Here is a 12949-nt window from a genome sequence, read left to right on the forward strand (position 1 = left end):
TGAGCTCTCTGTTCTAAGCGATAAACCAGCTAGATCAAAAATGGTGCGGAATTTTAATCCGATCACATGGCCTTTGTAAAGTACTTTGTCGACTATCTCTTGTACAAAATTTGTTTGCGAGCCCATGACGAGGTAATATTGCGCCAATTTCGAAATATGTCGAGAACAATATGCGCATTCTAGGTATAGAAACCTCTTGTGATGAAACGGGCATCGCAATCTATGATGATGAGAAAGGATTGCTTTCACATCAACTATATAGCCAAGTTAAACTGCACGCTGATTATGGTGGTGTGGTTCCTGAACTGGCGTCTCGTGATCATGTAAAAAAAACGATCCCATTGATCAAAGCGGCTTTGGCGGAAGCGAATCTGACGCCAAGCGATATAGATGGTGTGGCTTATACCGCAGGTCCGGGTCTGGTCGGAGCTTTGTTGGTGGGGACCACGATTGGGCGCAGTATGGCGTATGCCTGGGGCGTGCCTGCGGTACCGGTACATCACATGGAAGGCCACTTGTTAGCCCCTATGCTGGAAGACAATCCACCGCCGTTCCCGTTTATCGCACTATTGGTGTCTGGTGGCCACAGTATGATCGTCGAGGTGAAAGGGATTGGTGAGTACCAGATCCTGGGTGAATCGATTGATGATGCAGCCGGTGAGGCGTTTGATAAGACGGCAAAACTGATGGGGCTGGACTATCCGGGCGGTCCCCTGCTGTCAAAACTGGCAGATAAAGGCACACCAGGGCGCTTTAAGTTTCCACGTCCAATGACGGATCGTCCGGGACTGGATATGAGCTTTTCTGGGCTGAAGACGTTTGCCGCGAACACGATTGCTGCGAATGATGACAGTGAACAAACTCGTGCAGATATCGCTTATGCGTTTCAGGAAGCGGTCTGTGAGACCTTGGCCATTAAATGTAAGCGTGCACTGCAACAGACGGGTATGAAACGCATTGTGATTGCGGGTGGCGTGAGTGCGAACAAGTTCCTGCGTCAGGAACTGGAAGCATTAGCCAGTAAAATCGGCGGGGAAGTGTATTACCCGCGCACTGAGTTCTGTACCGATAACGGTGCCATGATCGCCTATGCAGGCATGCAGCGTCTCAAGAACGGGGAAGCGGCGGAGCTGTCGGTGGAAGCCACTCCACGCTGGCCGATCGATCAGCTGCAGCCCATTAACGGCTAATAAATCAGGTCACGTAAGTGGCCTTTTTTACCGACAGAATTTGACAATTTAGCGAAAGTCTCTGACTTGTTATTCGTGCTAACCTGTTAAAAATACTAGGGAATGAACAGATATGAAGCAGTTTACTATTGATGGCCGCACCATGGCGTATCAGGATATCGGCCAGGGCCCCGTAGTGCTATTTGGTCACAGCTATTTGTGGGACAGTCAGATGTGGCAACCACAAATTGAAGCGCTCAGCAAACACTACCGTTGTATTGTTCCTGACCTTTGGGCACATGGTAAGTCCGATGCTGCGCCGGCTTCGATGAGCAATCTTGCCGACTATGCTCAGCACCTGCTCGCGTTAATGGATTCGCTGGATATCGATCAGTTTTCCATTGTGGGACTGTCAGTCGGCGGAATGTGGGGAGCGGAACTCACGGCTCTGGCACCTGCACGAGTGAAAAGCCTGGTGCTAATGGATACCTTTCTCGGTCTGGAGCCGGAAGTCGCACACGCTAAGTACTTTTCGATGCTTGCTACTATCTCTGAAGTGCAGACGGTGCCAGCGCCAATTGTGGAAGCCGTAGTCCCGCTGTTCTTTGCAAACAATGCTCGTCAGGATAATGCACCTTTGGTGAGCCAGTTTGAGGCGCACCTCACTTCGCTGGAAGGTGAACGGGCGGTTGAGGTTGCACGAATCGGACGTATGGTGTTTGGTCGACGAGATCTTTGCGATGAAATAGAAAAATTCGCTCTGCCGACATTGATTGCCGTCGGTGCGGAAGACAAACCACGTCCGGTGCTGGAATCTTATCTGATGAATGATCTGATCTCGGGCAGTTCGATCAACGTGATCCCAGCGGCAGGGCACATCAGTAATCTGGAGCAGGCGGACTATGTGACGTCCATGCTTAGTGAGTTTTTATCACAACACGCGAAATAGCTACCCAAAAAGAGCAGCCACTGGCTGCTCTTTTTATAACACTAAGAAACTTTCTTTTTACCCAGTTTGGGCTCGGTACCATCAAACAGTCGACGAATATTTTGGTGGTGCCTGAATAAAATGAGGCAACTCAACATGGCCACGGGAAGGGTGAAAAGAGGTCGTGCCATCCAGGTATAAACCGGAGCCATTAACACGGTGACAATGGCAGCCAGTGATGAATAGCGGAAAATGATCGCTACAACTAGCCAGGTGCCGGTAATCAACCCGGTCAGGTCCCAGCCGATAGGTGCAATGGCCCCCAGCGCGGTTGCGACTCCTTTACCGCCGGTAAAATGAAAAAACAGCGGATACATGTGGCCCAGACAAGCTGCAATGGCAATCACCCCCAAAAGGACGGGATCAATACCAAGATAATAACCGCTCCATACCGGAATGGTGCCTTTGAGCATATCGCACAGCAATACGGCGACGGCTGCACCTTTACCGCCAATACGTAACACATTGGTGGCACCCGGATTGTTGGAACCAACGGTCCTTGGATCCGGTAAACGCAGTAAACGACAGATCAGCACTGCGCTTGACACTGAGCCAAGCAGGTAAGCGGCGATGATCATAGCGAATGCTATTGGAGTCATTAGGCACCTTTTCGCAAGAAATTATCCAGAGGGACTGATATCATAGCGAAAATAGTACGTTTTTTCCCAACAAATGGGTATCCGACCTCTAAGAAAGGACAAATCATGGCATTGGATAAAGTATTTATTGAGCAGCTTGAAGTCATCACTACTATCGGTGTTTATGACTGGGAACAAGAGATTAAACAAAAGCTTGTTCTGGATATTGAAATGGCACATGACAACGCGCCAGCGGGTAAAAGTGATGATGTTGCTGATGCGCTCGATTACTCAAAAGTCAGTGACGCGGTGTTAAATCACATTGAAAATGGTCGTTTTCTACTGGTTGAACGTGTCGCAGAGGAAATTGCGGAACTCATCCAAACTCAATTCTCTGTGCCTTGGGTCAAGATTCGCCTTGCCAAGCCGGGTGCAGTACCACAGGCTCGAAGCGTCGGTGTAGTGATTGAACGAGGCCAAGCATGATCACAGCGTACATCGGCATTGGTTCCAATGTTGAGCGTGAAAAGCACATTCGTGCAGCCTGTCATGAATTGTCTTTGATTACGGAAAATTTGCGACTTTCGCCTGTGTATGCGTGTGAGTCGTTTGGTTTTTCGGGTAATGATTTCTATAACATGGTAGTGCGATTAGATACTGCGTTGGCACTCAATGAGCTCAGTGCTGCTCTCAAAGAGATTGAGGTCAAGTGGGGACGTGATATCGATGCTGCTAAATTTCAAAACCGTACAATCGATCTCGATATTCTGTTGTATGGAAATGAAATTTCACAAAAAAAACCGTTTATTCCTCGTGAAGATATTTTTAAGTATTCATTTGTCACACAGCCCTTGTATGATATCGACCCGAATCTGGTTATCCCCGGCGATGGCAGGACAGTAGAACAGATTCTAGAGACGATTCCAGCCCCAGTGCCCCTTAGAAGAATCGAATTTCAATTTTAGTTGGTAGTAATTAATGAGTTATTTTGAAGCCTTTTTGTTGGCCCTGATCCAAGGGTTAACGGAGTTTTTGCCAATTTCCAGTTCGGCACATCTAATTTTGCCTTCTGCGGTTTTGGGTTGGGAAGATCAGGGGCTGGCCTTTGACGTCGCGGTGCATGTCGGTACGCTGGCCGCGGTGGTGATCTATTTCCGTAAAGAGGTGGTGACGCTGTTTGCTGCGTTATTAGCTTCAGTGCTCAATGGAGACCGCAGTAAAGAGGCAAAACTGGCCTGGATGATCGTACTGGCGACGATCCCAGCCTGTATTTTTGGTCTGTTGATGAAAGACATTGTTGAACTTTACCTGCGCAGTGCTTACGTAATTGCGACTACGACCATTGTGTTTGGTTTGTTGCTCTGGTGGGTGGATAAAACCTCAAAACTGGCTGAGGATGAATATCAGGCAGGGTGGAAAAAAGCGCTGTTTATTGGTCTGGCTCAGGCGATGGCGATCATCCCGGGGACATCTCGTTCAGGAGCGACCATTACGGCTGCACTTTATCTGGGCTTTACCCGTGAAGCTGCGGCGCGTTTCTCGTTCCTGATGTCGATTCCGATCATTACGTTAGCAGGAGCCTATCTGGGACTTAAACTGGTGACGAGCACAGAGCCAATCCATATTGGATTCCTGCTGACCGGGATCCTGGTATCCTTTGTCAGCGCGTATCTTTGTATTCATTTTTTCCTTAAGCTCATCTCAAGAATGGGGATGACACCGTTTGTGATTTATCGATTGATCCTTGGTGTTGGCTTGTTTGCTTTCCTACTGATGAGCTAGGCAAATTGCGCCCAGGCCCTAGGACCTCGGTCCTAGGGCCTTTTCGATCGCGCTAGCCCGGCGTTTGTCGAGTTCTTCTTTGATGCTTTTACCTTTAAAACCATCGGCAATGATGGCCTGAACCTCGACCTTTAAAGCAGCTTGGTAGGCAGTTCTAAAGCGGTCTGCTTGGGGGTAAGGCGCGGTTTCCAGCCCTTTGCGGCCTCTGTGGTCGGCTTCACAGCACAGCAATACCTGCTCTAGTTTTTCCGGTCTGCGCCAGACGTCCAGTTGACCAAAGATCTTCACAAAAGTTGCGGGTCTGAGTTCACCTGCCCGATGTACGTTAGAGTGCTGAGCGCAAACGGCGACTGCCAAATCGCGGTATTCGTTGGGAATTCGTACTCTTTCGCACAGCGATTTAATCACTTTCTGTCCGGAGTGGGTGTGCAGTTTGTGGCTCGGCCATTCAGATTCTGGAGTCAACGCTTTGCCCAGATCGTGTACTTGTGCGGCAAAACGAACCGTGGTCAAATCGCTCAATTTAGCGGCCTGAGTCGCCACCATCAAAGTGTGTACGCCACTATCTATTTCCGGGTGCCATTGTTCAGGCTGTGGTACACCGAACAGCTGGTTGATTTCTGGCAGTACGACTGCCAGAGCTCCGCAGGCTCTGAGTACCTCAAGAAACACTTCTGGATGATGAGTGCTAAGCGATTTATGCCACTCCTGCCAGATACGCTCCGCCGTTAGATGCTCTAATTCACCTTGTTCGACGATTTGCGTCATTAGCGTTAAGGTATCGGGCGCAATGGTAAATCCTAAATGAGCCAGTTTGGCGGCAAAGCGAGCGACTCTGAGCACACGGAGAGGATCTTCGATAAAGGCCGGGGAGACATGACGGAGTACGCGGTCTTTCAGATCTTGCTGACCATGGTAGGGATCAATGATTCGCCCGCTTTGATCTTGTGCCATCGCATTGATGGTCAGATCGCGACGCATCAGATCTTCCTCCAGAGTGACATCCGGAGACGAAAAGCACTCAAATCCGGTGTAGCCTTTGCCTGCTTTGCGTTCTGTTCGCGCTAATGCGTGTTCTTGTTTAGACTTAGGGTGTAGGAACACAGGGAAGTCCTTGCCAACGGCTTGAAAGCCATTGGCCAACATTTGCTCTGGAGTGGCACCCACCACGACCCAGTCTTTGTCATAGACGTCGAGTTCTAGTAACTGGTCGCGCACCGCGCCACCAACGAGATAGACTTGCAAATTGGCTCCCCTTTTTCTTACTTAGCCGTTGGCATTCCTCTGGCCCAATGGTACTTTGCTTTTAGTGATATTGTAAGGTTGAGTGGATGTATAAGGATTATTTTGGCTTCTATGAGGTACCGTTTTCAATTGTACCCAGCTCTCGTTATTTATTTTTAAGTCAACGCCATAGGGAAGCGATGCAGCACCTTCAGGCCGGATTGGGGCAGGGAGGCGGTTTTGCGATGTTAACCGGGGAAGTCGGTACCGGCAAAACCACTGTGGCGAAAGCCATGCTGGCCTCTCTGGATAGTCAGACCGCATCCGGCTTAATTCTTAATCCTACTTTCTCCAGTCAGGATTTGCTTGAAGCGATCTGTGACGAATTTGCCATCGAGTACCCGGACAACGCCTCACTGAAACAACTCAGCCAGGCGATTTACCAGTATCTGCAACATAATGAGCAGCAGGGTATCAATACCTTAGTGGTGATCGACGAAGCTCAGCATCTTTCTGCGGAAGTACTGGAGCAGCTCAGGCTATTAACCAATTTAGAAACCGATGAACGTAAGCTACTAAAAGTTCTGTTAATCGGCCAGCCGGAGTTACAACAAAAGCTGCGTACTACACAGTTACGTCAATTGGCACAGCGCATCACCGGGCGCTATCATTTGCTGCCTCTGAGCGAAGGAGAAACTCGCCAATACATAGAGTTTCGTCTGTCCACCGCCGGTGGTTCCGGCGACATTTTCTCCAAAGGGGCTGTGGCCATCATTAATAAAGCCAGTCAGGGGATCCCGCGTCTTATTAACCTGATTGGCGATAAAGCACTGCAATACGCCTATCATTCAGGTGAAAAGCGAATTTCCAAATCGTTAGCCCAAAAAGCTTGTGAGGACATATTGTCGTTTCAGGCCCCTGGTGTTGGCAATGCTGACACCAATCGTCCATCTGTGATGTCGGAATGGCTGTCCAGTTATGCATTGCCGGGGCTGTTGGGTATTGCGCTTGCCAGTGGTTTGTACTGGAAAGGCGAAGCCGGATTGCACTGGGTGAAGGCTCACATCGCCGGGTTGTCGGTGGCGCAGTCTCCCGCCGCTGCGCCTGCGGAGCCTGAAGTCGAACCGGAACGTCCGGTTATTGTTGCCCCTGAGCCCTTGCCGGTAGTTGAAGTGGTCACGCCGGAGCCGGTTTCACCGTATCCGCAGCGCTTATTGACGAGTCTGTTTGAGCGTCGTGACAAGATCTCTGCTATTCAGGAGCTCTATGCGGTTTGGGGATACAGAGCAAATGTGTTGGATGGCATGTGTGAAGACGCATCAAACAGCTTGTTCCAATGCCAGAAATCTCTGGGGACGCTAAAAAAGATCGAGCAACAAAACTTGCCAGTGGTGATGCCACTGTATCTGGATGGAAAGCAAGGTTACGTCGTGCTCTACCGGGTATCGCAGACGGAGGTTCAGGTGTTGAATGGCAAAGAACGTCTGGTATTACCAAAAGTCTGGTTAGAACAGCTTTGGACCGGTGAGTACTACTCCATTTGGCAGCGAGAAATACAGAGTACCTTGCGTATCAATCAGCAGGGTGAAGAGGTGCGACTGCTGGACCAGAAATTGTCTAAGGTGTTGGGCGAGATGCCTTCAGGTCGTGACATATTTGACACGGCGCTTGAGCGCAAAGTAGAGCTATTCCAGAGATGGCAGAACATGGATGTGGATGGCATTGCCGGTCGCAATACGTTGCGCAGACTGGAGCTGATGACGCAAACAGAGGCGCCAAAATTGTTGTCTGGTGATGCTCAGGAGGTGGCACAGTGAAAGCGATACTACTAATGGGTTCGGTACTATCAGTGAGTGCTACAGGATCATGGGCTCAGGTTTCAGAAGAAAACCTGAGTGGTGGAGATAACGCTTACGCGGTGTTGTCGTATCCGGACTTCTCAGAGCTAAAGCCATTACCACGCAGTCAACCGGTTTTGGCTATGACCCCAGCTCGTTCACAGCCGGCAACCGATTCAGGTTCGGAACGGAGCGCTTCATCAACGGTAGAGTCTGTTGACAATAATACCTTTAATCTCGCAGATTTGGACTTGAGTGGTTTGGATCCAAAGCTAGCCAAACAGGTGGAATCTGCCATCAGGAAAACAGAGCGTGAGATGCCGTCTAGCCGGGCTGATCATATTGCGCTGGAGGGAAACGAGGCGCGGTATCGTGGGCGTCTTCCGGCACTCAACTTACAGACGCACATGTATTCCTCTGACGTCCAGCGTCGCTGGGTTAAGATCAATGGTAAAGAGCTCAAAGAGGGCGACCGATTGAACAACATCCAGCTACTGGCCATTGACCCTCAATCTATCACCATTCGTTTTGACAACGACATCATTGATATCCCGGCCCTGTATGAATGGGCGGGGTAATACTGGTCAAAGGCGGGTTTAGCTGAGTAGCGAGCGTTGATTTGGTGCATGACAGCGAAGGCATCACACCTTCGCTGTGTCGTTTTACTTACCGTCTTCGGTTCTGGCTGGTATTGTCAGTTCCGCAAGTGCGAAATGATGATTCGGGAACAGGAACTGAGCTTCACTCTTTACCTGGAGGGCCTTACTGTTGTCCCCCATACCTTGGTAAGCCAGAATGAGGTTGCGGTAAAATGCCGGCCTTGGCTGGTGTTTGATCATCTCAATTGACCAGTCAATGTAGGGTTGGATGTACTCTGGATTGCCAGTCTTAAGGCCCAGTTTTAAGTAAGTGCTGTACAAGTTCCATTGATAGCGATCTTTCCATACCACCGGGTTAGTGACCTGTTCCAGAATGGTCGGGTCAACCGGATTGGATTTCTCAAACCGGGTCAGAACGTAGTTGGTGTGCAGAGAGGCCAGCATGTAAGTGCTGACTGCAATTGGGAGCAACAAGGAAAGCACTCGAATTGACGTCTTGGTCAGTTTGGTAAACGAAATTTGCTTGATTCTTGGGCTTCGTTGATCGACCCAATAAATCAGGATAATAAACGTGAGCCAGTGAATCAGTGAGTGATAGAACGGATACTCCAGTTGACTGTGCAATACAATAGGTACAAACATGGCGAAAATCGCCAGTCGCGTGCCAGGCTTGGCAGTGTATATTCGACTCAACACGAATAACGCCGCCAGTATGATCCCTAGAACCGGAACCAGTCCCCCCTCGATCCCCCAAAACAGTAACTCGTTATGAGGATGATCCAGAGCAGGGATACCAGGAGCAAATTGCGGATTAAGCTGATGTTGTCGGGCAGTATATACCAGATATTCGGGCTCAAACCGTCCAACGCCATAGCCAGTAAAAGGTTTCTCGATCAGCATATCGATCGACTGACTATAAATCGTTGTACGAACATCAGTAAGTCGGGCTTTTTGCTCAATCAGGTTTTGGCTACCAGTGTTCCCAAAGCCCAGGAGCATCCCTAAAGCCAGTCCGGCCAGATTGGCGAAAGTCCAGCCTCTAAAGCGCTTCCTGGTCGAGTGACGGTAGAGGTAGGGCACCAGTAATGCCACACCAAGCAAAGCACCAAGCCAACCGGTTCTTGAGGCCAGAACCGTCAGCAAAGGTAGCGTGATCACAGGAGTGATGTATAGCACAGAGACATCACTGATGTGCCAGTTGTATTTGTGCTTTTGTCTGGCCAGCAGGTAGCCGGAAATCACCAGTGCCGTCGCTAAGAAGCTTGCCATGACGTTAGGCTGTTGAAAGATACCGTAGGGGCGGTTAACCAGAACATCGTAACCGAACAGGTTGTCCTGAGGCAGTAGGAAGAATTGGACATAGCCCAGTAGCGCCTCTATCAGGGCAGCTAAAACAATGAGCCACAGTAAGCGTTGTTTCTGTTTATTGGTGAACTGAAATTGTTGCAGCAGTATGAAAAATAGCATCCCTCCCCATAAAGCAATAAACCTGGGAAGGGCGGATTGCACGTCAGGTTGTCCATAGAACAGAGGGAGAGTGAGCATGATGCAGGCCAGCAGCAGGCCAATCGTTAGTTTACTGAAACGAATGACCTGATTGGTGCCGAGTTGGTAAAGGCCGATGGCCAGCACAATACTGAAGGCAATCCAGCTGGTATTGTTGAATGCGAGAGCGAGCCCTAAGCCGCCGGGATTTGGCCAAAAAAAGTGAGCAGCGACGAGATACAGCAGCGCCATTGCAGCCATAAACTTGCGATTTAAAGGCGGACGAACTTGCTTTTGAGCGAGTTCGGTGCCGTTGGTATGAATAATTGCCATGCTTGCTACTAGTTGTTTTAACAAGAAAATTGAGTGCCGTGTGTCACGGTCACTCAATCACAATGCCTTAATTTAACCTTTTAGCATAGGCTTTAGGAAGCGTGCTGTGTGAGAACCTTCGACTTGAGACACACTTTCGGGCGTGCCTTGTGCGATGATCTCTCCTCCGCCTTGTCCCCCTTCGGGGCCGAGATCGATGATCCAGTCCGAAGTTTTGATGACATCGAGGTTGTGTTCGATCACCACGACGGTATTGCCGTGATCACGCAACCGGTGCAGCACCGACAGTAACAGCTCAATGTCATGGAAGTGCAGACCTGTTGTTGGCTCATCCAGAATATACAGCGTTTTTCCGGTATCGCGTTTTGACAGTTCGCGGGCCAGTTTGACACGCTGTGCCTCACCACCAGATAGTGTTGTGGCGGCCTGACCTAAACGAATGTACGACAAGCCGACATCCATCAGTGTTTGCAGCTTTCGGGCGATAACCGGGACTGGGTCAAAAAAGGTACGAGCATCTTCGACAGTCATTTGCAGCACTTCATCAATGGTTTTGCCCTTGTAGCGAACTTCAAGGGTTTCGCGGTTGTAGCGCTTGCCCTTACACACATCACACGGCACGTAGACATCAGGTAAGAAGTGCATCTCAACTTTGATGACACCATCGCCCTGACACGCTTCACAGCGCCCGCCACGCACGTTAAAGCTGAATCGTCCTGGTTTGTAACCGCGCGATCGCGACTCTTGAGTGCCGGCGAATAATTCGCGGATAGGGGTAAAGATACCGGTGTAGGTTGCCGGATTTGAGCGCGGTGTTCGGCCGATTGGGCTCTGATCGATGTCGATGACTTTGTCGAAATGCTCCAGTCCCTCGATTTTATTGTAAGGTGATGGCTCGGCGGTGGTTGCACCATTTAACTGAGTGTGAGCAATCTTAAAAAATGTATCGTTGATCAATGTTGATTTGCCCGATCCGGAGACACCAGTAATACAGCTGAATAGCCCCACAGGCACCGTCAGGTCGACATTTTTCAGGTTGTTGCCGGTAGCGCCCTGAAGGGTTACCACCTTTTTGGGATCCATCGGGGTGCGTTGTTCGGGAATGGCAATTTCACGTTTGCCACTGAGATACTGACCGGTCAATGAGGCGTCAGAAGCAATGATATCGTCGATGGTGCCTTCGGCTACCACGGAGCCACCATGAACTCCGGCACCAGGACCAATATCGATGACGTGATCTGCGGTACGAATGGCGTCTTCATCGTGCTCAACCACCAGAACTGTGTTTCCGAGATCGCGTAAATGAGTCAGGGTGTTCAGCAGGCGCTCATTGTCGCGCTGGTGGAGACCGATGGATGGCTCATCCAGAACATACATTACGCCAACCAGACCGGCACCGATTTGGCTTGCCAGCCGGATACGTTGTGCTTCGCCGCCAGACAGGGTTTCTGCACTTCGTGACAGATTAAGGTAATTGAGACCAACATTAACCAGAAAATGCAGTCGGTCATTGATCTCTTTCATGACTTTTTCGGCAATTTGTGCGCGTTGCCCTTCCAGTTTCAGTGAGCTGAAAAACGCCATCGCGCCACTGATACTCATTTCGACGATTTCTGGCAGAGTGGTATCGTTGATGAATACGTTTCTGGCTTCTTCACGCAAACGTGTCCCGCTGCATGAGCCACACGATTTAGTGGAGATGTATTTAGCCAGATCTTCGCGCACGGAGTTAGACTCGGTATCCCGATAGCGGCGTTCCAGAGTGTTCAGAATGCCTTCAAACGGGTGACGCTTGACACGAATGTCACCACGATCATTTACGTAGTTGAACTCGACTTCAGTGCGTCCCGACCCCTTCAGGACGATATCCTGAATTTTCTTTGGCAGGCTGTTGAACGGAGCAAAGAGATCAAAATCATAATGCTTGGCCAGTGAGGTCAGCATTTGGAAATAGTAGTAGTTTTTCTGATCCCAGCCGCGAATAGCACCCTCGGCTATGCTTAATGCATCGTCCATTACTACACGGTCAGGATCGAAGTACTGCTGTACGCCAAGACCGTCACAAGTATGACAAGCACCTGCCGGGTTATTAAAGGAGAAAAGGCGAGGCTCTAGCTCCTGAAGGCTGTAACCACAATATGGGCAGGCAAAATTCGCAGAGAAAATGATGTCTTCTTTCTCTGCTTCATCCATCCAGGCAACCGCCACGATGCCACCGGACAGCTCCAGTGCCGTTTCGAATGACTCCGCCAGACGTTGTTGTAGGTTGTCTCGTACTTTGAAGCGGTCCACGACGACCTCAATGGTGTGCTTCTTATGCAGCTCAAGCGTCGGTGGATCGGAAAGATCGCAGGTTTCACCATCAATACGTGCCCGGATAAAGCCTTGAGCAGCAAGGTTTTCTAATGTCTTGACGTGCTCGCCTTTACGCTCTTTAACAATTGGCGCCAGTAACATCATTTTTGAGCCTTCTGGCAACTCCAGAACTTTGTCCACCATTTGACTGACGGTCTGTGCCGCCAGCGGTGTTTTATGTTCGGGACAACGAGGCTCCCCGACGCGTGCGTACAACAAGCGAAGGTAATCGTAGACTTCAGTGATGGTACCAACCGTAGAGCGTGGGTTGTGAGATGTTGACTTCTGCTCGATCGAGATAGCAGGCGATAGCCCCTCAATATGATCGACATCTGGCTTTTCCATCAGAGAAAGGAATTGTCTTGCATAAGCGGACAAGGATTCAACATAGCGACGTTGCCCTTCGGCATATAAGGTATCAAATGCAAGAGAGGATTTACCTGAACCGGACAGGCCAGTAATCACAGTCAGTTTGTCGCGAGGAATTGTGAGATTGACGTTTTTAAGGTTATGGGTTCGGGCACCCCTAACTTCTATCTTATCCATTGTTGCCACTCATGTAATACGTAGTGTGACAAGTATTACATAGTGTGAACTT

General features: G+C 49.8%; 11 protein-coding genes. 7 read left to right on the top strand and 4 right to left on the bottom strand.

Annotation, left to right across the window (positions count from 1 at the left end):
• Nucleotides 1–170: 170 nt before the first annotated feature.
• Nucleotides 171–1190 (top strand): tRNA (adenosine(37)-N6)-threonylcarbamoyltransferase complex transferase subunit TsaD, encoded by a 1020-nt coding sequence (gene tsaD, locus C4S60_RS03695; protein ID WP_103878994.1) that lies wholly within the window; start codon nt 171–173, stop codon nt 1188–1190.
• Between the two features lie 112 nt (nt 1191–1302).
• Nucleotides 1303–2118, top strand: coding sequence for an alpha/beta fold hydrolase (locus tag C4S60_RS03700; RefSeq protein WP_103878995.1), 816 nt, complete (start codon nt 1303–1305; stop codon nt 2116–2118).
• Between the two features lie 41 nt (nt 2119–2159).
• Here C4S60_RS03700 and plsY read toward each other — a convergent pair whose 3' ends face one another.
• Nucleotides 2160–2756 carry a glycerol-3-phosphate 1-O-acyltransferase PlsY gene (plsY, locus tag C4S60_RS03705; protein ID WP_103878996.1) on the bottom strand — a complete coding sequence of 199 codons (597 nt, stop codon included), beginning with the start codon at nt 2754–2756 and terminating at the stop codon, nt 2160–2162.
• Nucleotides 2757–2861: 105 nt separating this feature from the next.
• Here plsY and folB point away from each other — a divergent pair, with 105 nt between their 5' ends.
• From folB to C4S60_RS03720, 3 genes are read left to right on the top strand one after another with little or no spacing between them, the layout of a single operon-like run.
• Complete coding sequence (gene folB / locus C4S60_RS03710) at nt 2862–3221, top strand: dihydroneopterin aldolase (protein ID WP_103878997.1); 360 nt, start codon at nt 2862–2864, stop codon at nt 3219–3221.
• The gene (gene folK, locus C4S60_RS03715) at nt 3218–3700 is read left to right on the top strand and encodes a 2-amino-4-hydroxy-6-hydroxymethyldihydropteridine diphosphokinase (protein ID WP_103878998.1); all 483 of its coding nucleotides are present in this window, start codon (nt 3218–3220) and stop codon (nt 3698–3700) included. The genes folB and folK overlap by 4 nt, the downstream gene beginning before the upstream one ends.
• A 13-nt stretch (nt 3701–3713) precedes the next feature.
• Entirely contained in the window at nt 3714–4517 is an 804-nt protein-coding gene (locus C4S60_RS03720) for an undecaprenyl-diphosphate phosphatase (protein WP_103878999.1), read from the top strand.
• Nucleotides 4518–4535: 18 nt separating this feature from the next.
• On the opposite strand, the gene C4S60_RS03725 is transcribed toward C4S60_RS03720, so the two are convergent.
• Nucleotides 4536–5762 (bottom strand): multifunctional CCA addition/repair protein, encoded by a 1227-nt coding sequence (locus C4S60_RS03725; protein WP_103879000.1) that lies wholly within the window; start codon nt 5760–5762, stop codon nt 4536–4538.
• An 86-nt stretch (nt 5763–5848) separates the two neighbouring features.
• On the opposite strand from C4S60_RS03725, the gene C4S60_RS03730 reads away from it, so the two are divergent.
• Both C4S60_RS03730 and C4S60_RS03735 read left to right on the top strand, forming a co-directional pair.
• Nucleotides 5849–7558 carry an ExeA family protein gene (locus C4S60_RS03730; protein ID WP_103879001.1) on the top strand — a complete coding sequence of 570 codons (1710 nt, stop codon included), beginning with the start codon at nt 5849–5851 and terminating at the stop codon, nt 7556–7558.
• The gene (locus C4S60_RS03735; protein WP_103879002.1) at nt 7555–8157 is read left to right on the top strand and encodes a general secretion pathway protein GspB; all 603 of its coding nucleotides are present in this window, start codon (nt 7555–7557) and stop codon (nt 8155–8157) included. Before C4S60_RS03730 ends, C4S60_RS03735 begins: the two co-directional genes overlap by 4 nt.
• Before the next feature lie 84 nt (nt 8158–8241).
• Here the strand turns inward: C4S60_RS03735 and C4S60_RS03740 are convergent, their stop codons facing one another.
• Nucleotides 8242–9996, bottom strand: a complete 1755-nt coding sequence (locus C4S60_RS03740; RefSeq protein ID WP_103879003.1) for a PglL family O-oligosaccharyltransferase — start codon at nt 9994–9996, stop codon at nt 8242–8244.
• Between the two features lie 72 nt (nt 9997–10068).
• Complete coding sequence (uvrA, locus tag C4S60_RS03745) at nt 10069–12897, bottom strand: excinuclease ABC subunit UvrA (protein WP_103879004.1); 2829 nt, start codon at nt 12895–12897, stop codon at nt 10069–10071.
• Between the last annotated feature and the right edge of the window lie 52 nt (nt 12898–12949).

This window comes from Vibrio hangzhouensis, from assembly GCF_900107935.1.
In the GTDB taxonomy this organism is placed as follows: domain Bacteria; phylum Pseudomonadota; class Gammaproteobacteria; order Enterobacterales; family Vibrionaceae; genus Vibrio; species Vibrio hangzhouensis.

What these genes read in the sequence shown, in the direction of transcription:
- uvrA (WP_103879004.1), bottom strand. Translation starts at nt 12,897, where the DNA reads ATGGATAAGATAGAAGTTAGGGGTGCCCGAACCCATAACCTTAAAAAC.
- C4S60_RS03730 (WP_103879001.1), top strand. Translation starts at nt 5,849, where the DNA reads ATGTATAAGGATTATTTTGGCTTCTATGAGGTACCGTTTTCAATTGTA.
- folB (WP_103878997.1), top strand. Translation starts at nt 2,862, where the DNA reads ATGGCATTGGATAAAGTATTTATTGAGCAGCTTGAAGTCATCACTACT.
- C4S60_RS03720 (WP_103878999.1), top strand. Translation starts at nt 3,714, where the DNA reads ATGAGTTATTTTGAAGCCTTTTTGTTGGCCCTGATCCAAGGGTTAACG.
- C4S60_RS03740 (WP_103879003.1), bottom strand. Translation starts at nt 9,996, where the DNA reads ATGGCAATTATTCATACCAACGGCACCGAACTCGCTCAAAAGCAAGTT.
- C4S60_RS03700 (WP_103878995.1), top strand. Translation starts at nt 1,303, where the DNA reads ATGAAGCAGTTTACTATTGATGGCCGCACCATGGCGTATCAGGATATC.
- tsaD (WP_103878994.1), top strand. Translation starts at nt 171, where the DNA reads ATGCGCATTCTAGGTATAGAAACCTCTTGTGATGAAACGGGCATCGCA.
- folK (WP_103878998.1), top strand. Translation starts at nt 3,218, where the DNA reads ATGATCACAGCGTACATCGGCATTGGTTCCAATGTTGAGCGTGAAAAG.
- plsY (WP_103878996.1), bottom strand. Translation starts at nt 2,756, where the DNA reads ATGACTCCAATAGCATTCGCTATGATCATCGCCGCTTACCTGCTTGGC.